This is a genomic window from Sorangium sp. So ce381 (assembly GCF_051473845.1).
In the GTDB taxonomy this organism is placed as follows: Bacteria; Myxococcota_A; Polyangia; order Polyangiales; family Polyangiaceae; genus Sorangium; species Sorangium atrum.
Genome location: NZ_CP150336.1, coordinates 6,746,241 through 6,770,123, shown reverse-complemented (window position 1 = coordinate 6,770,123; position 23,883 = coordinate 6,746,241). Strand labels below are relative to the sequence as shown.

The window sequence follows — 23,883 nt, the reverse complement described above, 5'->3', positions numbered from 1 at the left end:
CGTTTGGGTCGGCTCGCGCGGCGCGTCGTCCAGCGCCGGCCCGTGGCGGGGACTCGCGCGGTGCGTCGTGCAGCGCCGGCTCGTGGGTGCGGGCTCATGCAGGGTTGGCCCCGCGAGCCAGCTCACGCGCGGGGTGCTGGTATGACGAAGCGCTGACATGGCGCCCGACCCCCGGCGATTATCTTCGCAAAACCCAACGTGATCCACGCCTTGCACGTCGAGACCAAGCTCGTCTCCGAAGAGCTCTGCGTACTGTTGCGTCAGGTCGATCCCGCCGTGTTCGTCTTCCACGACGAGCCCGAGGTCCGCGCCCGGGTCGAGCGGGTGGCGTCGCGGCTCCGCGAGCTCGTCGTGGCGGCCGAGCGTGACGACGCCGGGGGCAGGCTCGAGCGGCTCCGCGAGCGGCTCCGCGTGTTGCTCGCGGCGGTCGAGCGGGCGACCCCGACCGGTACGCCCTCGCCCAAGGCGGCGTGGATCGCGTTCCAGCGGGAGGTGCAGCCTGCCTACGAGTCGCTGCTGCTGACGCTGCGCGGCGTGGTCGCCGCGCCGCCGAGCGTCAGGCCGACGAACCATGTGCGCAGCCTGTGGCACGTGGGCTCGGGGCTCTCGGTGCTCGGGCTGATCCAGCTCTTGCCGGAGCGCGGCTGGCTCGTGGCCGCGAGCGGCGCGTTCGTGGTGGCGGTGTGGTCGATGGAGATCGCCCGTCGGGTCAGCGAGCGGGTCAATGAGCGGCTGATGGGGGTCTTCCGGCTCGTGGCGCACCCGCACGAGCGCTACAGGGTGAACTCGTCGACCTGGTATGTGACAGCGCTCTTCCTGCTGGCGCTGTTCGGGACGCGGCTGAGCCAGTCGCTCGCGGTGGTGGTGCTGGCGGTGGCCGACCCGGCGGCGGCGCTCATCGGCCGCCGCTTCGGCCGCACGCGGCTGCGCGACGGCCGCTCGCTGGAGGGCACGCTCGCCTTCTTCGCGGCGGGCGCGCTGAGCGCCCTCGCCGTGATGTGGGCGCTCGGCCCGGCGTCGCTCTCCTCGCGGCTCCTCCTGGCCGCCGTCGCCGGCCTGGCCGGGGCGGCGACCGAGCTGTTCTCCACGCGGATGGACGACAACTTCACCATCCCGGTCGCCGTGGCGGCCGCGGTGACGGTCGCCGGCGCGGGCTGACGCTATCTGACGTCAGCTGACGTCAGAGGCCATCTCGCCGCCGATCTCCAGCGCGAGGCGAGCGAGGTACTGTCTCATGAACTCCGCCCGCCGCGCGCCCTCGCGGCGCCCTGCTGCCGTCTTGAGGCTCTCGGCGGTCTTGAACAGCTTCACGTGGAAGTGGTCGATCGCGTTCACCCGGTCGTCCCAGGGCCTCCGCTCGGCGAACGGATCCCCGGGATCGTAGAACCGCACGCCGAGCAGGCCGCCCACGGCGAAGCAGCGGGCGATCCCGATCGCCCCCAGGCCGTCGAGGCGGTCGGCGTCCTGGACCACCCTGGCCTCGAGGGTCGTCGGCTCGATCCCCGCGCTGTAGCTGTGGCACTCGATGGCGTGGGCGATATCGGGGAGGAACGCCTCGGGGTACTCCACGCTCCGCAGGAAGCGCAGCGCCTCCTCCGCGGAGAGCCGGGACGCCTGGGAGCGCCTGGGGTCGTTCTTGGGGACGTTGACGAGATCGTGCAGCCACGCCGCGGGGACGACGATCTCGAGCCTCGCTCCTTCGTCCGCCGCGAGCGCCTTGGCCGTGGCGACCACCCTCGTGAAATGCGCCAGATCATGGGCCGGATCATTGCCGAGGTCGGTCTCCTCGAGCTTCTTTGCGAAGAGCGCTTCCCAGTCCTTCATGGCCGCCTCATAGACGCGGAGGCCGACCCGCGCAACGGCTCGGTCTTCTTCGCTCGGTCACCGGCACACCTCGAATTGCCCGAGGGGGTGCGCCACGCCGTTGACCATCACGTCGATGCTGTGGCGACCGGGATAGTGACGGCGGGTCGTCATCTCCTCGAAGGAGACCTTGCCGGCTATCTCGGCGCGACCCGACGGCGGCAAGACGAGCTTCCGCAGCTTGAAGACCTTTGGCCGCGTCGAGCCGTTCGCCTTCACGAAGTGCACGGCGCAGTCGACGATCAGCTCCTGGTCGCGCGGGGCCGTCGACGTGAGCTCGAACGAGAACCGGAGCTCTCCGCCGAGCTTCACCGATCGCGGGGACAGCGACGCCGAGGCGATCGCGACGCTCGGCGCCGCGCCGAAGCCGAGCGCGTCGAGCGCGCCGCGATCCCCCTTCTTGACGAGCGACCGCAGCGCGTGGCGCACGATCCATTGCCGCCCGGGCGGCGCGCCGTCGAGCCAGCGCCGGCAGAGGCTCGCCGCGACGCTCGGGTGGTCCTTGCCGATGTCATTGATGTTGTTCGCGACGGAGCGCTGCACGTAGCGCTCCGGATCGTCCTTCAGGATCTCGAGCAGATCGATGACCGGGCCTGGATCCTGCTGGAAAGCGCGGAGCCGCGGGGCCCACGGCAGCCGCGGACGCGTCCCCTCGGAGACGAGCCGGCGGACATGGACGTTCGGGTCGGCGGCCCACGCGCGGAGCCGGCGGAGCGTCGCGTCGGGGTACCTCGTCAGGAACGCGCGGATGCTGAACTCGGCGGAGAACCGCTTCGTCAGCTCGTATTGCGCGGTCATCGCGTCCTCGAAGTGATCGAGGCCGCGCTTTGCCACATAGAACACGTGCGGCATGTACTGCAGCGGCTCGAGGCCGAACGCGTCGCTCCGACCGAGCTCGGGCCCGAGGGAGGCCACGATCACCCGAGCTGCCTCCGGAAAGGGCTGCGGCAGGTGGTTGTGCATGACGTCCGCGATGTGGGAGGCGCGGCCCGTCAGCTCCAGATCGGAGAGGCCCGCCAGGCAGTCACGGGCGAAGCCGCGCTCGTCGATGCCAGGATGCGCCGAGCGGAGGTCGCGGGCGATCGAGCGGACGCACCGCTCGTCGAAGAGGTCCTTCAGCCTGTCAGCCATGGGCATCTGTCGGTGTGAAGACGCCGAGGCCGATTGGCCAGGTCTTCTCTGGGTTGGACATGGGCGTTGACTAGCGCGAGACCCTGACAGATTCTGTCACCATATGTCGCGCACCCTCCGCGTCATGGAGCTCTCCGACCTGCTTCGCGCGCGGGGAGCGACGACCGTCGGCGAGCTCGCTGCCACGCTCGGGGTCAGCGCCCGCACCGTGCGCAGGGACCTCGCGACGCTGAGGGAGCGCGGCGTCAACATCGAGGCCGAGGCCGGCCCCGGCGGGGGGATCCGGCTCGACGCAGGCCGGGGCGTCACCGCCGTGCACCTCTCGGTCGCCGAGATCGTGACGCTCTGGCTCTCCGCCCGCCTCTCTCAGGCCGCGAGCGACCTCCCGTGGAGCAACGCCGCGAGCTCCGCGCTGGCCAAGCTGCTCAGCAGCCTTCCTCCTGAACGAGCGCGAGAGCTGCGCGCCCTCTGCCGCAGGGTCATCGTCGGCGATCCGGCGAGCGGGCCAGTGCGCGCCGGAGCCGGGACGCCTCCAGCTGAGCTGGTGAGGCTCTTCGAGGAGTCGTTCTCTTCCGGCGTCGGCCTCGGGTTCGACTACAGCGACCGCGAGGGGAGGACGTCGAGGCGGCGCGTGGAGCCGCACGGCCTCCTGATCCAGAGCCCTGTCTGGTACGTGCTCGCCCTGGACACGGGAAAGAACGAGCCGCGGATGTTCAGGATGGATCGCATCTCGACGCCCCGCGTCCTGCGGGAGATCGCGTTTCGTCCGAACGCCGACGTCATCTGGGCGCTCTTGCCGAACGAATGCGCGTGGCGACCGCTCCTCGGCGACCGACCGTGAATGTCGGCCAAGGCGGACGGACACCGTTCACGCTCCGATCCTGTGCCCACCACGGTTCGACCCAGCGGAGCCTGGGACGCACGGTGTCGTATGGTTGCGCGTATCGGCTCTGCCTGATAGCTTAGGTTTGATACAACACACGACATCTTGGCGAGTGACCAGAACGAAGAGCGACGTCCGGTGCACGGGGTGACTGCTCGATTCCGGGTGATTGCAGAGAGAGCTCCCGCCGAGGAGTGACCAGCGATCGATGGCGCACGGCCGACCTGCCCCCTGAAGCCGTGCTCGCCTGCGTGCGGTGGCCGGTGTCGCGCGGGTAGATACGGGCTCCGAGCTCGCCGAGGGTGTCGATGCATGCCTCTCGTCCCTGGGTGGCCATCCATCCATCCATTCGACGATCAAGGGGCCATTGTGTGTGGTGGCCATTCTTGAGGACTCGAACAAAGGAGCGCGAATGAACTGTTCAGCCGCGAGATGGGCGTCCATCTCCTTCGCTGCCATGACTGCCGCTCTGCTCGGAGGCCCAGCGTCCGCGCACGTGCCGGAAGCGCCGGGAGATCCGCCGGACAGGGACGCGGTCCTCGACTGGAACGCCGTCGCTCTGGACGCGGTCGCAGGGGACACCTCCAGCGCGCGCACGCGGGACCAGCGCGGGCCGACGCGCGTCTCACGGGCTCTCGCGATCGTTCATGCGGCGATCTTCGACGCCGTGAACTCGATCGTCCCGAGGTACGAGCCGTACTCCGTCCTCCTCGACATGCCGGATGCATCCATCGATGCGGCGGTGGCCACGGCAGCTCACCGCACGCTGACGGCGTTGTTCCCGAGGCAGAGGGCGCTGCTCGACGGGAGGCTCGACGAGTACCTGGCGGAGATCCCCGACGGCGACGCCAAGGAGGACGGTCGTGCGCTGGGCGGCGCTGTCGCCGACGAGATCCTCGCGGAGCGGGAGAACGACGGGTCGGACGCCCCGATGCGTTACACCCCAGACATCGCCCCCGGCCGGCATCGTGCCGATCCGCTCTATCCCGATCAGGGGTACTTGACCCCGAGGTGGGGGAGGGTACGGCCGTTCGCCATCGAGAGCGGCGCCGAGTTCCGGTCGCCGCCGCCGCCGGCGCTGTGGAGCCTGGAGTATGCGTTGAGTTTCTATGAGCTCTTTCTGCTAGGGGGCGACGGCGAGATCACCCCGACCGCGCGCACCCGGGAACAGAGCGTCATCGGGATCTTCTGGTCGTATGACTCCGCCCCGCGCCTCGGGGAGCCGCCCCGGCTCTACAACCAGATCGCGCGGGTCCTCGCGGTCGAGGAGTGCAACTCGGAGATCGAGAACGCTCGTTACTTTGCGCTGGTCAACATCGCGCTGGCCGACGCCGCCATCGCCACGTGGGAGACGAAATACCACTACGAATTCTGGCGGCCGATCGTCGCGATTCGTCGGGCCGACAGGGACAGCAACTCGCTCACGATAGCTGACAGGAGGTGGACGCCCCTCGGATCCCCCGGCAGCAACGGCGGCCCGCCGCGCATGACCCCGGCGTTCCCGGCGTACACCTCCGGGCACGCGAGCTTCGGGGCTGCCATGTTCCAGGTGTTGACCCGGTATTACGGGACGGATCGCGTCCCCTTCTGCTTCATGTCCGACGAGTACAACGGGGTAACGACGGACGAGCGGGGCAACGTTCGACCCGAGATCACGCGCTGCTATTCCAGCTTCGAGGAGGCGACATGGGAGAACGCGATCAGCCGCATCTACCTGGGCGTCCACTGGAGGTTCGATGGAGTGCGCGGGATCCGTCAGGGCAAGCGCGTCGGAGACGCCGTCTTCGACAGGGTCCTCCAGCCGCTTCCTTGACGAGCTGGCCAGCGAGCCGCTCGATCCATCGAGCGGAGACTCGTGGCCTCATGGCGGGTCGCCCCGGCCAGCCTCTCAGTTCATGAGCCGGGAGCGAGCGGGCGCCCACCGCTCGGGCCGCGGCGCGGAGAGCGGACCGGCGTGGTGGTGGACCATCTTCCATTGCCCGTCTTCGAGGACGAACACGTTGGTTGCGCACAGGTGTGCGGGCTCGTCGCCGTTCGCCTCGTAGCACGTGACGAAGGCGAACTCCCCGAAGAGGTGCGCCGAGGCGCCCTGGCAGCGCATGCGCAGGGGCGAGGTCTGGCGCAGGAGCTGGCTCCAGCTCTCGAGCACGCTGGCGCGCCCCGAGAGCGCCTCCATGCCGGGATGGGCGCAGGCCACGGGCGCCCGCTCGGCCCACACCCGGCACATCGCCTGGTAGTCCCCGGCGCGGAACGCCTCGTAAAAGGCCTCGTTTGCGGCCAGGACAAGCCGTTCCGCCGCGACGCGCTCCTCGACGCTCATGCAGCGACCATGCTCCCCGGCCAGCGCGGGCGCAAGAGCCTCGACGGCGTCCAGGTGCGTCTTGGTCAGGGCCGTGGCGGCGAACCGGTACGCCCATTTGGGAGGCGAGCAGCAGCGGGTGGCCATCGCCCGCGCCCTCTCCATGCGGCCGGACGTGATGCTCTTCGATGAGGTCACCTCGGCGCTCGACCCCAGGTTGGTGGGCGGCGTGCTGGAGGTGATGCGTCGGCTCGCGCGGGACGGGATGACCATGGTCGTGGTCACCCACGAGATGGGCTTCGCGCGTGACGTGGCGACGCGCGTCGTGTTCATGGACGATGGCATGATCGTCGAGCAGGGCTCGCCGGAGGCGGTGTTCGGAGATCCGAAGGACCCGCGGACAAGGAGGTTCCTCTCCTGTCCTGGGGCTGAAGGTCGCTCCGGCCCTCACGCGGCGCGCGAGGCGGGCTGGGAGGCCGCTCCCCAGGAGACGACCTCTTCTATCCGGATGCCGCGCTCCTCGAGCTCGCCCAAGAACCAGCGATAGAGCTCCCCGTGGATGCAGTCTTCCGGCGGGAGGATGCCGGCTCGCCGGATCCTGCCGCTCGCGAGGAGCCTGGCCGCGATCGCGACGGGGAACCCGGTCGCTCGCGCCATGGCCGAGAGCCCGTCTCCGGGCTCGACCCACATGAAATGTTCCACCGTCGCGGCCTCGCCGTCCTTCGTACCGTGCACGGTGTTGGCCATGACGCACACGTCCTGGTCCTCTTCGCCCACCCGGAGGCGAGGGACGAGGAGCGAGTGCAGGAACTCCCGTGGGACGATATCGCGGCCCTGAAACGCGACCGGGGTCAGGTCGAGGAGCCCGCACTCCTTCAGCGTCTGCACACCGGCCCAGTGCCCTGGCCAGCGGACCGTCTTCACGGCGAAGTCCTGGAGCTCGGGCCTCGATGTGATGAAGCTAGCCATGCCGGGGGTCACGGCGCACTCCAGCACTTCGTGCTTGCCGAACCGCTCGAAGCGGAGCTGCTCGAGGCTGGTCCCGGCCTCCACTTCGACCACCTCCCCGCCTCTCCGCACCAGGACCTTGACCATGTACTCGCGGAGGACATGGTGGAAGGCCCACGTGATCATGTACCTGAGCGGCCGCCTCTCTGCCGCCGATCTCTCCGGGATCCCGCCGACCCGCGCCACGGCGCTCACGGCCCGGTCGAGCTTCTTGATCCCGTCGCCGACCGTGATATTGGCCAGGCCGGGCGAGAAGCCCATTCCATCGATGAACGGGACCCCGCGGGCCACGGCCTCTTCGTGGAGCCACTCGCCATAGCGTGCGAGGCTCATGCCGGCGGGCACCTCGATCCGCTCGGTCTCGTGGGCGTCGGGGGTGCGATGATACTCCTCCAGCATGTCCACGATGGGGAGCCCAGCCTCGATCGCGGTCTGGACGATACGATAGCTCATCCTGCGATCAGGGAGGGCCAGCGCGCCGGCGTCGTATCCCTTCATGGCCTCGCGCGCCTCCCGGAGGTCGGCGGCGTCCACCGCATGACAGATGAGGTTGCCGGCCCCGATGAAGCGGCGAGTCTGCTCCAGGGCCTCGCGGCGCCGACCGAGCAGGCCGATCTGCTTCACCTCCGGGGCCCTCGCGAGATCCCAAGCCACGGCCGAACCCATCTTTCCGGAGGCTCCAAACACGAGGATCTTCATCGCTGCCTCATAGGACCAGCGGCGAGCGTGTCAAATCATCTCAAGGCTCGAGAGCGCTCCGATCGCGGTGAGGGAGCCCGAGCAGCAGGACGCGCGGCGGGATCCGAGCAGCGTATGAATGCCCTCCCCCGGGATGATGCCCACGCGGGCGAAGGTGATTTCGGCGGGGCCAAGGACGCTGCGGCGGGACGGTGGAGATGACATTGAAGACCCCGCGTCGTCATCAATGCATTTCTTCGTAGTTGCTCCGCCGGCGAACGGCAACCCCGCCCGTGGCTCGGGCGGCGCTCGCCGGCTCGCCGTCGCGCCGGATCGTTTGCTCCCGCCGCTGGGGCCAGTCGACGTCGCCTGGTCAACCCCTCCGATGCGCCTGGAAGGCCGAGCCGAAGCCGATCGCCCGGTGTCGTCGTCGATTTTCTTCGTGGTCTTGCGGTCCACGGAGGCCGACCCCAGCTTCGCGCTCGAGCGCGTCACCCTCCGGAGCCCGTCACGATACGATGGAGAGTCATCCCGAGCCGCTCATCTGTGGCTACAACGTCCACCGGGAGGCCGACCGGAAGGCATTGCTCGAGGCCCTCGGGCTCACGAGCATCGCCGACCTCTTCTCCCCCATTCCCCAGGAAGTGCGCCTCGGCAGGGAGCTCCGCCTGCCTGCTCCCCTCAGCGAATGGGCGCTCGGCAAGCACCTGCGGGAGCTCGCGGGAAAGAACGCATCGACCCGGAGCCACCTGAGCTTCCTTGGCGGCGGGGTCTACGAGCACCACATCCCCGCGGTCGTCGACAGCCTTACCTCCAGCGAGGCGCTGCTGACGGCCTACACTCCCTACCAGCCGGAGCTGAGCCAGGGCTTGCTGCAGATCCTCTTCGAGTACCAGCGCATGCTCTCGCTGCTCCTGGGCCTGCGCGTCGTCAATTCCTCGCTGTACGACGGGGCGACGGCCATGGCCGAGGCGGCCTGGATGGCCTGCGCCGCCACGGGCCGCCGGCGCGTCCTCGCCTCCTCGCGCATCTGGCCCGAATGGAAGTCGGTCCTCGAGCTCTACATGCGCGGGCGCGGGGTCGAGGTGGCCTATGTCGCCGCGGATTCCACCTCGGGCCGGCTCGATCCGCGCTCGCTCCTGGCATCCTTCGCGCGCCCCGCGGCCACCTTCATCCTGCAGACGCCGAATTCCCTCGGCATCCTGGAGGACATCCCGGCCGCGGCGGCTCGCTGCCGGCAGCACGAGGCCCTCCTCAATGTCTCCTGCTACCCGACGACGCTGGCGCTCCTGAAGCCCCCCGGCGAGCTCGGGGCGAACATCGTGACGTGCGAGGGGCAGCCCCTCGGCCTGCCGCTCTCGGCCGGAGGTCCCTATCTCGGGGTGCTCGCCTGCGAGAAGCGGCTGCGCGAGTTCATGCCGGGGCGCCTCGTCGGAGAGGTGAGGGACATCCATGGGAAGCCAGCCCTCGCGCTCGTCCTGGAGCGGCGCGAGCAGCAGGTGAGCCGCGAGAAGGCCACGAGCAACATCTGCACGAACCAGGCGCACCAGGCGATGCGCGCCGCCGTCTACCTGGCAGCCCTCGGCGAGCGGGGCTTTCGGGAGATCGCCGCGCAGTGCGCCGCCAAGGCCCGTTACCTTCACGAGAAGCTGCTCGCCATCCCCGGCGTCGAGCCCGCGGCGACCGGCCCCTTCTTCAATGAATTCGCGCTCCGGCTCCCCTGCCGCGTGCCGGTGTTCCTGGAGCGGATGCTGGAGCGGCGCGTGTTCGCCGGATTCGAGGTGGAGGGAAACCTCCTCGTCGCGGTCACCGAGGTGAGGACGCGCGCCGAGCTGGACGAGGCCGCGGCCCTGTTTGCGGAGACGATCGGAGCGCTGAGACCATGAAGGAGACGATCTTCGACCTCTCCCGCCCGGGCGTGAGCGGAGCGGGCCTCCAGGATCCCGAATTCGGGGCGCTCGATCCTTCCCATTGGTTCGACGCGGAGCCGCTCCGGACCGAGCCCATCGGGCTGCCCGAGGTCAGCGAGATCGAGCTCGTCCGCCATTACACCGCGCTCGGCCGCCGCGCCTACGGCGTGGACGATGGCAGCTATCCGCTCGGGAGCTGCACGATGAAGTACAACCCCAAGCGCCACGAGCCCCTGGCGAGCCTCTCGGGGTTCGCCCATGCGCACCCGAGGCAACCCGAAAGCACGCTGCCCGGCCTCTGGGAGCTCCTCTTCCACCTCGCCGAACACCTGGCCGAGATCTCTGGGATGGACCACTTCACCCTGCAGCCCGCGGCCGGAGCCCACGGCGAGCTCACGGGGCTCCTGATGACCCGCGCGTGGTTCGAGTCCCGGGGCATCGAGCGGGACGTGGTCCTCGTTCAGGACTCGGCCCATGGCACCAATCCCGCGTCCGCGTCCATGGCGGGTTATCGCTGCGAGATGATCAGGACCACCCCGGAGGGATTGACCGACCTCGACGCGCTCGAGGCCGCGCTCGACGACTCGGTCGCGGCGGTGATGCTGACCAACCCATCGACCTTCGGGCTCTTCGAGGAGAACATCCAGGAGATCGCGGAGCGCGTGCACGACAATGGCTCGCTCCTCATCGGTGACGGCGCCAACATGAACTCTCTGATGGGGATCGTCCGGCCCGGCGACATGGGATTCGACGTCCTCCAGCTCAACACCCACAAGACGTTCTCGACCCCGCACCTGTCCGGTGGAGCGGGCGCGGGGCCGTGCGGCGTCAAGGCGTTTCTGGAGCCCTTCCTTCCGATTCCCGTGATCCGCCGGGGCGCGCGCGGGTACTCTCCGGAAGTAGACCGGCCGCGATCCATCGGCCGGATGAAGTCGTTCTACGGCCACGTCGGTGTCCTGATCCGGGCCTATTGTTACATACTGACCTCGGGGCCCCAGGGCTTGCGCACGGCGTCCGAGAACGCCGTGCTCAATGCGAACTACGTCCAGGCCCGGCTGTCACCCTACCTGCCCCCGGTCTTCGGCGGACGGTGCATGCACGAGTGCCTGCTGAGCACGGCGGCGCTCGAGGTGAGCGCCATGGACTTCGCCAAGCGGCTCATCGACCACGGGGTGCATCCCCCGACGCTGGTGGGAGCCGGCTGCGTGTACTTTCCTGGCCACCTGCGCGACGCGATGCTGATCGAGCCGACGGAGACCGAGACGCGGGAGTCTCTGGATCGGATGATCGAGGCGTTTCTCCGTGTCGCGCGCGAGGCCCTCCACGATCCGGAGCTCGTCCGGACGGCGCCCCATACCCGCGAGGTCGGGAAGATCCTTCCGTCCGGCTCCCGCGGAAGGCAGCGGACGCACGAGCAGGAGCGCCGACCACCGGAGCGGCGCGGAGCCGACTTGCCCTGATCGCGCTCCGGACGCCGTTGTCCACGAGCGCTACAGGGGGAGAAGGAAGAACAAGCCGATCTGCGGAGGTCAAGGGAGAACCGCGCAGCTCGCCTCGGGTCGAACATTCGAGGCTCCGGGTCGCCCCGAAAGAGGAGAGAGACGCATGTCCATTACGATGAAAACCGCGAACCTCCACAGAGGCGCCCCCGCCGTCCTCTGCTGCCGGACCCCAAAGGGAGCTGTCATCGGCGCTGTACACCTGGAGGATCCAACCCTGTTCCCCGAGCTCGAGGGCTCGGGCCTCCTTTCGATTCCCCCGGGCGCGCTGACCATCGATGAGGTGCTCGGCGCGACCCTCAGGGAGACCGCCGACGCCCTCACTCCGCTGACCCCGGCCCTCGTCGACGACCTCCCCGCGTCCGCCGCGTGCTACGCGGAGCCGCTCGAGCCCGCCGCGCCGCCGGAGCGGGTCGTGCGCACGCTCTGGCACAGGCTATACGACGTCCGCCAGGCAGAGATCACGGGCGAGACCTCCTTCGAGGACGGCAAGCTGACAATCCGTGGATCGCTGCGCGAAGAGTCGCTGATAGCCGATCCCCTCGTCAAGAAGGTGGAGATGGATGTCATCACGCTCGACAGGAGGCACATCTTCACCAATACCATCATGGATGTCATCCCGGTCGCCACGAAGGTCGAAGGCAAGCTCGGCGAGGGGGTGACGCACGTGATGAGCGGGCTGGTGTTCATCCTCACGGGCGTGGACGAAAATGGCGTTCAGTTGCACGAGTTCGGCTCCTGCGAAGGGTATCTGGACGAAAAGATCAGCTTTGGCCGTCCAGGCTGCCCGGACCTCGGCGACCTCATGGTGCGCGTCAATGTCGTCCTCCAGGCTGGCTCTGGCATGGAGCGCGGCGGCCCTCACGCGGCGCACAAGGCCTGTGATGTCATCGTGCAAGAAATACGAGAATCGCTGAAGAGGGCCCCCGCGAGCGGCTGCATGGCGGTGAGGACCCATGAGGATATCGTGACGAGTCCCGGTAGGCCGCGCGTCGTGCTCGTCAAGGAGATCATGGGCCAGGGTGCGATGCACGAGAAAGTCCTGCTGCCCACCGAGCCCGCCGGCGTCCGGGGCGGCCGCCGGAACGTCGACCTCGGCAACGTGCCCGTCGTGCTCTCCCCCAACGAGGTGCGCGACGGCGGCGTCCGCGCGCTGACCTGCGTCGGCCCCGCGACAAAGGAGAGCACCCGCCACTATTTCCGCGAGCCGCTGCTGCGCCTGATGGCGGAGGACGGGGAGATCGGCCTCGTGGGAGTCGTCTTCATCGGTAGCCCGCAGGTCGATGATGACAAGGCGTTCGTCTCGGCGCGGCTCGGCGCGCTCGTGGAGGCGCTCGACGTGGAGGGCGCGATCATCACGACCGAGGGCTTCGGCAACAACCATATCGATTTCGCCGAGAGCATCCAGCAGATCGGCGCGCGCGGAGCCAGCGTGGTCGGCGCGTCGTTCTCTGCCCATCAGGGCCAGCTCGTCGTCGGCAACCGGTACATGGATGCGATGATCGAGCTCAACAAGAACCCGGAGGGCCGCGAGAGCGAGATCCTCGGTGAGAGCACCTTGTGCCCCGAGGACGCGCGCCGCGCCCTGCTCATGCTCAAGACGAAAATGGCGGGTATCCCGATCGAGCCTGCCGACCCCAGGTGGAGCCAGTCGGTCATCGACGCAAACCAGAGGCTCGTCGACCGAGGAGAACCGTCATGAGGCTGACGACCGCTAGAGGGCTGAAAAGCGAAGTGTACGTGCCCCGGACGCCGCATGCGGTGTGGACCCCCCTCGCGAAGCCGCTCTCCGATTGCGTCGTGACCCTCTGTACCGCGGGCGGTGTCCATCTGAGATCCCAGAAGCCGTTCGTTCTCTCCGGTGATCCCACGTTTCGCGAGATCCCTTCGACGACTTCGTCGTCCGAGCTGATGGTCAGCCACGGCGGCTTCGACAACAGCGACGTCAACAGGGACATCAACGCGATGTTCCCGATCGATCGCTTGCGCGAGCTCGAGGCCGAGGGGTTCATCGGCAGCGTCGCGCCAACGCTGATCGGGTTCATGGGGGGCGGTGGCGATGTGGACAGATTCCGCGCCGAGGGCGGACCGGCCATCGCAAAGATCCTGAAGGAAGAAGGCGTGGACATCGCGGTATTCACCGGCGGCTGCGGCACCTGCCACCGCTCGGCGGTCATCGTCCAGCGGGCCGTGGAGGCCGCGGGCATGTCCACGATCATCGTCGCGGCGCTGCCTCCGATCGCCAGGCAGCAGGGCGCGCCCCGCATCGCCGCGCCCCATGTCCCCATCGGTTCGAACGCCGGCGAGCCCCGTAACGTCGAGATGCAGACGGCGATCCTCAAGGATACGCTGCGTGCCGTCGAGGAGATGACCCAGTTCGGGCAGATGCGGGCGCTGCCCTACGAATACCGGCCCTACCGGTGACCCCAGGCGTCTGCTGGACACCGGACGAGCGGGGCGTCGGAATTCCCGCGAGCATGCTCACCACGGTGGGCCTCCTCGCCCTCCGGATCAAGCCGCCCCACGTATCGCCAGCCCCACGGCCTGTCGATCACCGCGTGGACCCCGCGCGGGCCGGTCGCGCGGGGTCGATCGGCAGCGCGTCATGCCGTCGGATGCGACTCTGTGCTCGCAAGGCGCTGGGGAGGCGGCGCCGCCAGCTGGCTCAGGTGCAGGTGCTGGCTCGGGACGGGGAGCCCCATCTTGCCGAGCTCCTCGCGGATGATCTTGGTCGTGGCGAAGTAGACGTCCCAGTAGTGATCGGTGTGGCAGAAGGGCCGGACGGCCAGCACGGGCCCGGCGAGGGTGAAATCCAGGATCTCGACGCTGGGCGCAGGGGTCTTCGCGACGTTGGGGATGAGCGCGAGGTGCGTCTTGAGCCGGGCGATCGCCGCCTCGTGATCCGCGCCGTGGGCGAGCTGCGCGGTGCAGTCGACGCGGCGGACCGGGTTCGTGCTGAAGTTCTGGATCGTGTCGCTGAAGATCTTGTTGTTGCCCACGATGGTGCGGACGTTGTCGGGCGTGTCGAGGGTGGTCGCGAACAGGCCGATCGAGTGGACGGTGCCCGTCACGCCGCCGGCCGTCACATAGTCCCCGGTCTTGAAGGGGCGCAGGAGGATCATGAAGATGCCGGCCGCGAGGTTCGACAGGAGGCCGGACCATGCCATGCCGACGGCGATGCCGATCGCGGCGAGCAGGCTGGCGAAGGTGGTCGTCTCGACGCCGAAGACGCTGAGCACGGCGATGACGAGCAGGATGTTCAGCAGCACGGACGCCGCCGACTCCAGGTAATGAGCCAGCGTCGTGTCGAGCTTCTTCAGCGCGGAGCTGCGCTGCAGCATCGACAGGAGCCCCCGGACGATCATGCGGCCGATGACCCAGACGAGGATCGCGCCCACGATCTTCCCGCCGACGCTCACCCCGAGCGCTACCCCCATGTCCACGTACCGCTGAACCCTCTCGTCCATCTCAAGCCTCCTGGCGACGTGTGCGTCGCTCGCGGGGGGCCCCGTGCAAGGCGCATGCGCGTCGCGCCTTGCTGGATTCGCCCCCTGGCGGCCAGCTTTATCACACCGGCGGGTCGCTCCGCGAGGGGCGTGACCGAGATTTTCGAGCCTCAGCGCTGCGGCCTGCGGACATCAGGCGGCCGCGGAGCGGATACCTCGTTGTAGCGAAGGAGCAACCGGCGGCGGAGGCGCGTGCGGCGTGCGACGTGCGGCGTGCGACGTCGAACGAGCGGCCGGCGTGGAGGGGCCCAGGAGCAAGCCCATCGCCTGGCGAGTCGCCGCCGAGGTGATGGTCGAGGAGGGGAAAGCGGACGCGCGCCAGCTGCACAGGTGGAGAGTGGCGTGGGCGGCTTACGGGGCTGTGAACCGGCTCAGTGAAGACTATGTCCAAAGGCTCTCGGGTTGATCGGGAACTTCAAGCCGATGACCAAGCCGTACTCCGTGCCATAGGACGGCATCGTCGCGCCATTCCCCTCGTTGAACGGAAGGGCGAGCCGAAAGCCCGCGTAGGCGATGGGGAGCCCGATGAAGGGGACGATCTGCGCCCCATATGTCCGGGCGTTCGACGTGCCCGCGCCCTCGGTGTACATCGAGAGCTCGGCGCCGAACGGGCCGAACCCACCCTGGAAACCGAGCGCCAACCTCTCGTGGACCGGCCGGTCGGCGACGAGCTGCGCCTGCGCAACGGCGCCTATCCAGACGAACGAGCTTTTTCCGTACCACGCGAAGCTGCCCTCGAGGCCGGCGCCCACGGCGTCATCGGCGTTCTCGCGGCCGGTATAGCTGAAGAGGCCCCCCACGCTCACGACCGGGTCGCCAGGGCGCCCCACGTTGGGCCAGCCTTCTCCGGGATATACCACCGGGGGAGGGCTCCCCGCGGCCGGCAAGCCGTCCGCCTGCGCCGATGCAGAGCCAAGGAGAAGGCAAGCGCCGACAAGAATCGCTGTGACTGCCGGATGGTTCATGCCTCTGTGATCTAGCCCGTTCAACTCAGCCAGTCACGACGAAGGCGTATGGGAATGGAAGGCGCGCTCCGGGAGCGCCGTGCTAGGCTCCGCGGCCATGGTGCAGCTCTCGCGCGCGGATCAGGTGGCGGCGCTCGCGCGCATGATCGCCGCGCTCGACGCGCGGCCGGCGCCGCACTTCGACGCCTTCGCGGCCCTGTTTCACGGGAAGAGCCTGCGGAAGGGCGAGGCGTTCGTGCGGGCGGGCGAGGCGAGCGACTCGGTGGCGCTCGTCAGCTCCGGCATCGCGAGGATGTTTTACACGCGGAGCGATGGGAAGGAGTTCAACAAGGGGTTCATCTCCGCGCCGGACTTCATGTCGGTGCTGGAGGCGCTGATCACCGGAGAACCCGCCCGGCTGACGATCCAGGCGCTGACGCCGATGCAGCTCTTCGTCGCGCCTTACTCGCGGCTGAGCGAGTTCTGTGAGCGCGACATCTACTGGGAGCGGGTGAGCCGGCGGATCGTCGAGCGGGTGTACCTGAAGAAGGTGCGCCGCGAGGCGTCGCTGCTGATGGAACCGGCGGCCGAGCGCTATCGCGCGTTCCTCGCAGAGCACGGGGCCGTGGCGCGCCGCGTGCCCGACTACCACATCGCCGCATACCTCGGCATCACACCCGAAGCACTGAGCCGCCTGAAGCGCGCGGCGACCAGGTCCGCTGCTTCTTGACCTAGGTCAAGGCGCGTCTCCGGCCCGCTGGTCACGTTCTCCCGCATGACGACGGAACGAACGAAGCGAGAGGGCGAGCGCCCAGCAACGGAACCCACGCGCGGCCCGGGGCGCCGCGGAGCGCCGCAGCGCGCGGCCCGAAGGACGGCGCTGATAGCGGGCCTCGCGGTCCTGCTTGCCGGCTCGGCGCTTGTCGCGTGCGGCGCGGCGGCGCCCAGGCTCCACCCCGTGTTCCCCGAGCGCTCGGTGGCAGAAAAACCCAGAGGGAAGATCCTCTTCGTCCTCAGCGCCGCGCGAGAGCAGACGCTCGCGGACAGCTCGAAGCGCGCGACCGGCACCTTCCTCGGCGAGCTCTACGAGCCGTACCTGGCGCTCACCGGCGCGGGGCACGAGGTCGTGTTCGCGACCGACGGAGGCGCCGCCCCGGCGATCGACCCGGAGAGCCTCGATGCGCGGTACTGGGGAGACGGAGCGCGGCGCGCGCAAGCGCAGCGCTTCGTCGAGCGCGCCCCGGAGGTCCGCGCGCCGCTCAGCCTGAAGGCGGCGCGCGCCGCGGCCGACTCGTTCGACGGCATCGTCGTTCCCGGCGGTCAGGGCGTGATGGTCGACCTGCTCGACAACGCGGATCTGCACGCGCTGCTCGCTCACTTTGGCGCGAAACACCAGCCCGTGGGGCTCATCTGCCATGCGCCGGCGGTGCTCACCCGCATGCGGCAGCCGAACCCGCTCAGCGGTCGGACGGTGACGTCGGTCTCGTCATTCGAGGAGGTTTATATCGAGACCTTCGTGATGGGGGCCGACGCCCAGGTCCGGGGCATCGGCGAGCAGCTCGAGGACCACGGCTACGAGCACGAGGCCGCATTCCCGGGGAGCGCCTATGCGCAGCGGGATTGCAACCTCGTGACCAGCCAGAATCCCTTCTCCACCGATCGGTTCAGCACGCTTTACCTGGAGGCCCTGGCCGACTATCGACGCGGCGCCCGCTGCGCCGAGGATGCCCGCGATGGCCGTCGATAGACCTGCTCGGCGTAGCTCCGGCCATGGCGTCTCCCTGGCCTGTTCGGCCCCCGAGTGATGCGGCGGCTCGCGGCCGAGACCGGCACGCCACGCTCACGAGCGGCAGCAGAGAAGCTAACCGACCAGGTTATCCGAGGGGCTTCGTTTCTCGCCCCTCAACGAACGCGCTCAGGATGGCGCCCGGGGACCTCCATCTCGCTGGTGCTGCTCAACGGTCCGTGATAAGCTCGCTGCGGTCGTTTGGGCGCCAAGCTGGTTCAGACGGCAAGCGAGGCGCGCCGCTCGGGCACACGCCGATATTCAGGAGGAGCAACGTGACCTGCGCTGAACGCCTCGCAGCGGTCCTCTCCGTGTCTCTGCTCGCTGCCTGCGCTCCCACGGCTCCTGATGATGTCGTGGGCGGCGGTGTGCCGAAGCTCGAGCCCTCGGAGCGCGGCGACCTGTTGCGCCATGAGAAGGCAGCCACCCTCACCGGGGAGCAGATCGCGGCCAACGTGCCGGAGTACGACCTCGCCGAGCTCGTGCGATACGACGTGGACGTCTATCGTGTCTATTACTCGTCGGTCTACAAGGGCACCCCGGAGGTGCTCTCCGGCCTCGTGATGGTGCCCAGAGCGGCGGGGCCCCTCTCGCACTACCAGTACCACCACGGCACGATGCTGCCGTTTCCGTCGTCGGACGGCGAGGGCAGCCTCGACGCTCCGTCGCTCTACGATGGCTCAGGACCGAAGGACGACGCCAATCAGCTGGAGACCCGCTTCCTCGTCGCGGTTCCGGCGTCTCATGGTTACTTCGTCTCGGCTCCCGACTATGTAGGCTACAATATCACGAGCGATCTGGAGCACACCTATGCGTATCATCCGGAGCTGGCTGCCGTCTCGGTGGACATGATCCTGGCGGCTCAGACGCTCGCCGAACAGCTCGACGTGACGCTGAATGACCGGCTGTTCCTCGCCGGCTGGTCCGAGGGCGGCGGCGCTACGCTCGCGACCCATAAGCTCATCACGGAGGAGCACAGCGACCGCCTGGAGGTGACGGCCAGCGCTCCCTTCGCGGGCCCGTACCACATGAGCCGGTTCTACCGCGAGATCATGACCGCCGAGGGCGAGCTCGACTCTCTCGCCATCTACAACTGGGCCGTTTATAGCGCCAACACGCTCTCCGGGCTGAACATCCCCGCGGAGGAGATCTGGCGCTATCCGGTCGCAGGCGCGCTCGACGCGCTCTCCGTCCCGTCGCAGCGGCCCACGGAGGTGTATCAACGGGGGTTCCTCGACGGGTTCGCCGAGGGGGTGGAGGGCGATTTCCTCGCAATGGTCGCGGAGCGCCAGGATCTTCATGAAGGCTGGACGCCCCGCGGCAAGGTGTTCCTGCACTCCGGAGAGCAGGACGATATCGTGCCGTACTACAACAGCGTGGATACCTACACCGCGCTGCTGGCGGCCGACGCCGACGTCGTGCTGCGCACGTACGCAGGGGACCATTACTCGCCGGCGGAGAGCTACTTTCGCACGATGATGAGCGAATTCGAGGAGCTCCTCGGCCCGCCGCCTTGATCGGGCGCGCTCGCCCGGCTCAGGGTCGTCAGGAGGGGGCGGAGGCCGCGCAGGACTGCGCCGGGCGCGCGCGGCCTCCGCTTTTCGCTACGTCGTGAGCGACAGGCCGCGCACATACTCGGCGAGCGCCCGCTCGGCGCTGGCCACCGCGTCCCGCGCGCCCGGGAGCTTCGCCGACACGGCCGCGATCCGGTCTTCCTGCTCGCCCAGCGTCTTGAGGTAGCGCTCGTGGAGCGCGTTCCCCGCGGGCACGGCCTTGAGGTTGTTCCGCACGCGCTCCTGCTCCACACGCAGCGCCGCGAGCTCGGACTCGAGGACCGAGAGCGCCCGCTGCCTCTCGGCGACCGCGGCCCTGAGCTCCGCGAGCCGCGCGAGCGCCGCGCGCAGCGCCTCGGGGATCTCGCGCGACGACAGGTAGACCTCGATCTGCTCGCTCGAGAGGCTCGTGAGCGCGACCGCGTGCGAGATGGGCTGCTCCAGCGACACGGTCACGCGCGCCGTCTCGCCCGCGGCGACCTCGCGCCGGATCCGGTAGCGGTCGCTGGTCGTCTCGACGCCTTCCCTGGGCTCGGCGAGGTCCCAGCCGGCGATGCGCGGGTGCTCGATGAGCACGACGCGCGGCTCGCGCGCCGCGCCCACGATCGTGTAGACCGTCACCTTGCGGGCGGTCCTGACGATCTCGAGCACGCCGCCCTGGATCTTGGCGCGCGAGAACACCTCCTCGCCGCGCTCCTCGCGGTCGATCCGCACCTTCCGGTCCACGGCGAAGCTCACGAGCCGCGATTCGCCCGGCGGCAGCGGCGCGAGGCGCGCGTCGCCGACATAGGTGACGACCCCCCGGCTCGAGCGCTCGTAGACCGTCATCGCTCCGGCCGGGAGCGTCGTGTCTTCGTCGTTCCTCAGGCGGACCGAGGCGAGCGGGCTGCGCGCGCTCGCCTCCGGCTGATAGAGCCACAGCCGCTCTGCGGGGATATCGCGCTGGACGATCGGGAGGAGCGCCGTCTGCCCGCTCGCGATCGTGAGCGGCGCCGGGAAGCGGAACACGACCTGCGTCGCCGCCTCCTCGGCCTCCGGCTCCACCTTCGCGATGGGCGCGGCGGTCCCCACGGCGGGCGCGGGGGCCCCATCGGCGCCGCCGGCGCGGTAACCCATGCGCGGCGCCGCCCTGGACGCGAGCTCGGCGGCGCCCTTGTCGAGCCGCGGCAGCACCCGCTCGGCGACGTCGACCGGCACCTCCGGGCGAGACACGTAGTAGATCTCGTAGAGCGCCTGGCGGAACGTCACCGGGTCGCCCGACACCAGGGTGAAGTCCACGTTCTGCCAGTCGCCGCCGCTCTGGTTCTCGACGACGGCCCACCCGGTCAGCGCCGCTGTCTTCGTCTGCGCGTCCTCGGGCACCGTGAGCCGATACGTGGTCTTCCAGAGCGGCACCTCGATGACGTAGGCCACCCGGACCACCCGCTCGCCCTCGCCGGACGTCCGCACGACGAGCTCGCGGCGGTTGCGCTCCCGCCCGCTCGAGAGCCCGACCAGCGCCGCGCCGACCTGCTGGCGCAGCCGCTCCTCGACGAGCTCCACGCTCTCGAGCTCCTCCAGGACGACCTGCTTCAGCGCGCCCTCCGACATCAGCGCGAGCCGGTGCCGCTCCTCCGATCCGCCGTGCGGCAGCGCCGCCTGCGCCGTGGTGACCGCGAGGATCCGCCCGGCGACGGCGCCTTGCAGGCCCCGCGTCCGCACCTCGGCGCCGCGCAGAGCGTTCAGCAGGGCGGGCGCGGACTCGAGCGCGCCCTCGTCGAACGGGAGCTCGCGGAACAGGTCGCGCAGCGGCTCTCTCCCGGGAAGCGTGATATTCCCCGTCGCCCCGTGAAGGTCGTAGACGACGATGCTCTTCAATACGTCGTCGACCTGATCGAGCCGCACCTCGAGCCGGAGCTCGGCGTCGCCGCGCACCCGCGCCTCGTACTCGAAATATCCGACTCCGCCCGTCGAGAGCACCACCCGGCGGAGCAGCAGCGTGTCCGACGCGGCCCCCGATCGGGCCGGATCCATCGCGGCGGCCCTCAGCGTCGCCGCGGTCCTCAATCCATGGTTCATCGTCGCCTCCCCCGGCGGAGGCGTGCTGTGGCCCCGCCCCGGGGATGTCCATAACGCCCCTCCGAAGGGCGTCAACGACGGTGGCCGGCCGGGAGATAGGGCGCGGCGCCGCGCGTCAGCCGCGCCCCGAGGCCTCGAGCTGCTTCACGACCGCGAGCGCCTCGTCGACGTGGCGGGTCGCGCGGAGCTGGGAGGAGAAGGCATGTCGAACGATGCCGTCGCGATCGATGACGAACGTCACGCGGCCCGGGAGGAGGCCAAAGAGCGACTTGACGCCGTACCGCGCGGCGGTCTCCCCGCCAGGGTCGCTGAGCAGCGTCATGGGCAGGCGGTATTTGTCGGCGAATTGCTGGTGAGACCCCGCCGAGTCCGCGCTCACGCCGATGACCTCGGCGCCGGCCTCCGCGAACGCATCGTAATGGTCGCGGAACGCGCACGACTCCGCGGTGCACCCCGGGGTGTCGTCCTTGGGATAGAAGAAGAGGACAACGGTCTTCTTGCCACGGAAGTCGGAGAGCTTCACCGTCTCCTGCTTCTGCGATTGCAGGCTGAAATCAGGGGCGGTCTCACCGACGGACAGGGTGGATTTACCGAGCATGGTGTGTCCTCTACCCGATGCGCCGCGCCGCGTCCAAGGCGCCCGGCGGAGCGCGGCGGCTCTCCGTCGGGCGGGGGCGCGGCGAGCCGGGCTCTCGATGGGTTCCTTCGCGATTTCCTGCCGTGGCGGCGCCCGCGCGCCGGATCAGGGAGAACTTGAGTAAGCGGTTATGAAGGCGCGCCGCGCGCGTCGGACGCCGGCCGCGGGCCGGCGATCGGGTTACGATGAGCGCCCCATGGCCACCACGTTCGCTGCGTTGATCTTTCGACCCGCCGAGATCCCGGACCGCGCGCTGTCCCAGGGCTTTGCCGTGGCGCTCGGTGGCTGGGGCGTCGCCTCGCCGCGCCTGTTCATCGCGCCGCTCCCCGGCGTGCCCGGGTACTCGGCGGCGTTTTACTCGAGCGGCGAGGCGGCCGGCGGCGGGGACGACGAGCTCGACCACCTCTCCGAGCTCTTCGAGGACGAGCTCTCTCCGCCCGTCGCCGTGCTCGACGCGGCCGCCGAGCTCGGCCACCCCGGCGCGACGCTCTTCGCGCTCGTGTTCTCGGAGGACGTCGTCCACGACGACGGCTGGCGCTTCGAGGCGAGCGGGTTCGTCCGCCATTTCGTGAGGGAAGGGGAGGAGGGCCTCGAGGCGGGCGTGGAGGCGCCCGACCGGAGCGATGTCGTCGAGCTCGACGTCGACCTGCCTGAGGGCGCGACGGCGGCCGAAGAGCGCGATGCCATGGACCGGGCGATCCGGCCGCACCGCGGCTCGACGTTCCTTGCGGCCGAGCTGGGCGCCCCGGTGCTGGGCGCGCTCATGGGGGCCCTGTTCGCGCCCGAGCGCCGCGTCGCCGTGCGCCTCGTCGAGCCGGGGCCGGGGTCGATCGCCGACGAGGTGGCGCGGCTCAACCGGGTGCTCCGGCGCGACAGCGGCCGCGGCGCGCCCGCGTCGTCGCCGCCCGTCCGCGGCGTCGCCCCGCCGGCGACGTACACGGCGTTCGCGCGCGCGTACGACTGGGCCGATCCGGCGGATCCGGAGGACCTCTACCGGGAGCTCGCGATCGGCGCCATCGAGGGCACGCTGCGCTTCCTGCGCGAGGACGAGCTCCTCGGCCACGAGCGCGAGCCGGGCTGGGAGGCGGCGGCGGCGCGGCAGCTCTACCCGATCGCGCGGCTCTCGGGCTCCGCGCTCGGCGGCGGCGCGGCGGCGCCGCAACGCGCGATCGTCGCGCTGGGGGCCGACGGCGAGCAGCTCTGGGTCGTCCGCGGCGGCACGAGCGCGGCGCCGGCCGGACCGACGTTCGGCGAGCTCCTGCGCTACCTGTCGCTTGGCTGGTCGCGCCGGAGCGACGCGGAGGAGGACCTCATCGGGGCCCTGATGCTGCGCGCGCGGCTCAGGTCGCTGGGAGGCTGAGCCCGAGCGCTGCTCGCCCTGCTGGCTCGATCAGAGAAAGATGTCGTACGCCTCCCGCTCGGCGGCGTGCCGGACCGCGTAGAGGCCGGTGTCGTCCAGGACCAGATGGAGCAGGCCGACGTCTCGCTCGCTGCGCGCGAATACGCTCACGAGGATCCCGCCCTGCCGGACGCCGGCCTCGTAGCGTTCCGCCCAGTGCCTCGGGACGCCCGCGGTCATGAGGATCTCGCGCAGGCCGCCCGTGATCCCGGCGCCGACCGCGCTGGCCACGACCGCGGCCAGCGGGCCGGCGACAACGAACCCGAGGTCGGGGACCACGACGCTCATCGCGACCGCCGCGCCGAACGTCTGTGACGACGGCGCTCCGTCCGGGCTCCGGAAGCACCTGTGGCGTGTCGCGTCGGTCATCAGCAGGCTGACCTCCTGTCGGGTGTAGCCGCAGTCGATGATGCGTTCCGCCGCGGCTTCCGCCTCGTCGTGCGTCTGCACCAGGCCAATTACCAGCTTCTCCATGAAAGAGACCTCCTTCGCGTCGAGCGCGTCCTCGCTCAGGGCCCCGGCGACGGATACCGCACGCTCTGTGCCAATCCGAAATTCTCGCGCCTCGGTGCGTTTGCGCCGATTTCTGTGCCCCTTCCGCTGGAGGAGTGAGGCGGGATGTCGCAGTGCGCCCCCCGGGCCTCACCTTCCGATGTCGACCTCGCCCGTGCCAGCGCGGTTGATTCCATATTTTGCAGTCGATCGGCGCGAGCGCCCCATTTCGGGGGC

At 69.6% G+C, this 23,883-nt stretch carries 20 protein-coding genes and 1 pseudogene; 12 read left to right on the top strand and 9 right to left on the bottom strand.

Annotation, left to right across the window (positions count from 1 at the left end; all coding sequences use genetic code 11):
* Positions 1 to 198: 198 nt before the first annotated feature.
* Positions 199 to 1,158 (top strand): diacylglycerol/polyprenol kinase family protein, encoded by a 960-nt coding sequence (locus tag WMF29_RS25115; protein WP_437322677.1) that lies wholly within the window; start codon positions 199 to 201, stop codon positions 1,156 to 1,158.
* Between the two features lie 12 nt (positions 1,159 to 1,170).
* Here the strand turns inward: WMF29_RS25115 and WMF29_RS25110 are convergent, their stop codons facing one another.
* Entirely contained in the window at positions 1,171 to 1,824 is a 654-nt protein-coding gene (locus WMF29_RS25110) for an HD domain-containing protein (RefSeq protein WP_437322676.1), read from the bottom strand.
* A gap of 57 nt (positions 1,825 to 1,881) precedes the next feature.
* Positions 1,882 to 2,994 carry a DNA alkylation repair protein gene (locus tag WMF29_RS25105; RefSeq protein WP_437322675.1) on the bottom strand — a complete coding sequence of 371 codons (1,113 nt, stop codon included), beginning with the start codon at positions 2,992 to 2,994 and terminating at the stop codon, positions 1,882 to 1,884.
* 103 nt (positions 2,995 to 3,097) lie between these two features.
* Between WMF29_RS25105 and WMF29_RS25100 the strand changes: the two genes are divergently transcribed.
* The gene (locus WMF29_RS25100; RefSeq protein ID WP_437322674.1) at positions 3,098 to 3,835 is read left to right on the top strand and encodes a helix-turn-helix transcriptional regulator; all 738 of its coding nucleotides are present in this window, start codon (positions 3,098 to 3,100) and stop codon (positions 3,833 to 3,835) included.
* A gap of 499 nt (positions 3,836 to 4,334) precedes the next feature.
* Complete coding sequence (locus WMF29_RS25095; RefSeq protein ID WP_437322673.1) at positions 4,335 to 5,690, top strand: phosphatase PAP2 family protein; 1,356 nt, start codon at positions 4,335 to 4,337, stop codon at positions 5,688 to 5,690.
* Between the two features lie 75 nt (positions 5,691 to 5,765).
* On the opposite strand, the gene WMF29_RS25090 is transcribed toward WMF29_RS25095, so the two are convergent.
* The gene (locus WMF29_RS25090; protein WP_437322672.1) at positions 5,766 to 6,197 is read right to left on the bottom strand and encodes a nuclear transport factor 2 family protein; all 432 of its coding nucleotides are present in this window, start codon (positions 6,195 to 6,197) and stop codon (positions 5,766 to 5,768) included.
* Between the two features lie 100 nt (positions 6,198 to 6,297).
* Between WMF29_RS25090 and WMF29_RS25085 the strand changes: the two are divergent.
* Positions 6,298 to 6,723: pseudogene (locus WMF29_RS25085) on the top strand (ATP-binding cassette domain-containing protein); the annotation flags it as partial.
* On the opposite strand, the gene WMF29_RS25080 reads toward WMF29_RS25085, so the two are convergent.
* Positions 6,624 to 7,883 (bottom strand): saccharopine dehydrogenase C-terminal domain-containing protein, encoded by a 1,260-nt coding sequence (locus WMF29_RS25080; protein WP_437322671.1) that lies wholly within the window; start codon positions 7,881 to 7,883, stop codon positions 6,624 to 6,626. The pseudogene WMF29_RS25085 and the gene WMF29_RS25080 overlap by 100 nt on opposite strands.
* Before the next feature lie 497 nt (positions 7,884 to 8,380).
* On the opposite strand from WMF29_RS25080, the gene gcvPA reads away from it, so the two are divergent.
* From gcvPA to prdB, 4 genes are all read left to right on the top strand, one after another.
* Positions 8,381 to 9,748 carry an aminomethyl-transferring glycine dehydrogenase subunit GcvPA gene (gcvPA, locus tag WMF29_RS25075; protein ID WP_437322670.1) on the top strand — a complete coding sequence of 456 codons (1,368 nt, stop codon included), beginning with the start codon at positions 8,381 to 8,383 and terminating at the stop codon, positions 9,746 to 9,748.
* Entirely contained in the window at positions 9,745 to 11,232 is a 1,488-nt protein-coding gene (gcvPB, locus tag WMF29_RS25070) for an aminomethyl-transferring glycine dehydrogenase subunit GcvPB (RefSeq protein WP_437322669.1), read from the top strand. The genes gcvPA and gcvPB overlap by 4 nt, the downstream gene beginning before the upstream one ends.
* Positions 11,233 to 11,377: 145 nt before the next feature.
* A complete protein-coding gene (locus WMF29_RS25065) occupies positions 11,378 to 12,973 on the top strand; it encodes a glycine/sarcosine/betaine reductase component B subunit (protein ID WP_437322668.1) in 1,596 nt (531 codons plus the stop codon).
* The gene (gene prdB, locus WMF29_RS25060; RefSeq protein WP_437322667.1) at positions 12,970 to 13,695 is read left to right on the top strand and encodes a D-proline reductase (dithiol) protein PrdB; all 726 of its coding nucleotides are present in this window, start codon (positions 12,970 to 12,972) and stop codon (positions 13,693 to 13,695) included. Before WMF29_RS25065 ends, prdB begins: the two co-directional genes overlap by 4 nt.
* A 179-nt stretch (positions 13,696 to 13,874) precedes the next feature.
* Here prdB and WMF29_RS25055 read toward each other — a convergent pair whose 3' ends face one another.
* Both WMF29_RS25055 and WMF29_RS25050 read right to left on the bottom strand, forming a co-directional pair.
* The gene (locus WMF29_RS25055) at positions 13,875 to 14,738 is read right to left on the bottom strand and encodes a mechanosensitive ion channel family protein (RefSeq protein WP_437322666.1); all 864 of its coding nucleotides are present in this window, start codon (positions 14,736 to 14,738) and stop codon (positions 13,875 to 13,877) included.
* A 410-nt stretch (positions 14,739 to 15,148) separates the two neighbouring features.
* Positions 15,149 to 15,607, bottom strand: a complete 459-nt coding sequence (locus WMF29_RS25050; protein WP_437322665.1) for a hypothetical protein — start codon at positions 15,605 to 15,607, stop codon at positions 15,149 to 15,151.
* Positions 15,608 to 15,839: 232 nt separating this feature from the next.
* Between WMF29_RS25050 and WMF29_RS25045 the strand changes: the two genes are divergently transcribed.
* The 3 genes from WMF29_RS25045 (at position 15,840) to WMF29_RS25035 (ending at position 19,024) form a co-directional block, all read left to right on the top strand.
* Positions 15,840 to 16,451 carry a Crp/Fnr family transcriptional regulator gene (locus WMF29_RS25045; RefSeq protein ID WP_437322664.1) on the top strand — a complete coding sequence of 204 codons (612 nt, stop codon included), beginning with the start codon at positions 15,840 to 15,842 and terminating at the stop codon, positions 16,449 to 16,451.
* Positions 16,452 to 16,697: 246 nt separating this feature from the next.
* A complete protein-coding gene (locus WMF29_RS25040) occupies positions 16,698 to 17,468 on the top strand; it encodes a type 1 glutamine amidotransferase domain-containing protein (RefSeq protein ID WP_437322663.1) in 771 nt (256 codons plus the stop codon).
* A 314-nt stretch (positions 17,469 to 17,782) separates the two neighbouring features.
* On the top strand, positions 17,783 to 19,024 hold the full coding sequence (locus WMF29_RS25035; RefSeq protein ID WP_437322662.1) for an alpha/beta hydrolase family protein: 1,242 nt from the start codon (positions 17,783 to 17,785) through the stop codon (positions 19,022 to 19,024).
* Positions 19,025 to 19,111: 87 nt separating this feature from the next.
* On the opposite strand, the gene WMF29_RS25030 is transcribed toward WMF29_RS25035, so the two are convergent.
* Together WMF29_RS25030 and WMF29_RS25025 are read right to left on the bottom strand one after the other, a co-directional pair.
* On the bottom strand, positions 19,112 to 21,118 hold the full coding sequence (locus WMF29_RS25030) for a DUF4139 domain-containing protein (protein WP_437322661.1): 2,007 nt from the start codon (positions 21,116 to 21,118) through the stop codon (positions 19,112 to 19,114).
* Positions 21,119 to 21,233: 115 nt separating this feature from the next.
* Positions 21,234 to 21,716, bottom strand: a complete 483-nt coding sequence (locus tag WMF29_RS25025) for a peroxiredoxin (RefSeq protein ID WP_437322660.1) — start codon at positions 21,714 to 21,716, stop codon at positions 21,234 to 21,236.
* Between the two features lie 235 nt (positions 21,717 to 21,951).
* On the opposite strand from WMF29_RS25025, the gene WMF29_RS25020 reads away from it, so the two are divergent.
* Positions 21,952 to 23,115 carry a hypothetical protein gene (locus WMF29_RS25020; RefSeq protein ID WP_437322659.1) on the top strand — a complete coding sequence of 388 codons (1,164 nt, stop codon included), beginning with the start codon at positions 21,952 to 21,954 and terminating at the stop codon, positions 23,113 to 23,115.
* A gap of 30 nt (positions 23,116 to 23,145) precedes the next feature.
* Here the strand turns inward: WMF29_RS25020 and WMF29_RS25015 are convergent, their stop codons facing one another.
* Positions 23,146 to 23,628 carry a hypothetical protein gene (locus WMF29_RS25015; RefSeq protein WP_437322658.1) on the bottom strand — a complete coding sequence of 161 codons (483 nt, stop codon included), beginning with the start codon at positions 23,626 to 23,628 and terminating at the stop codon, positions 23,146 to 23,148.
* Between the last annotated feature and the right edge of the window lie 255 nt (positions 23,629 to 23,883).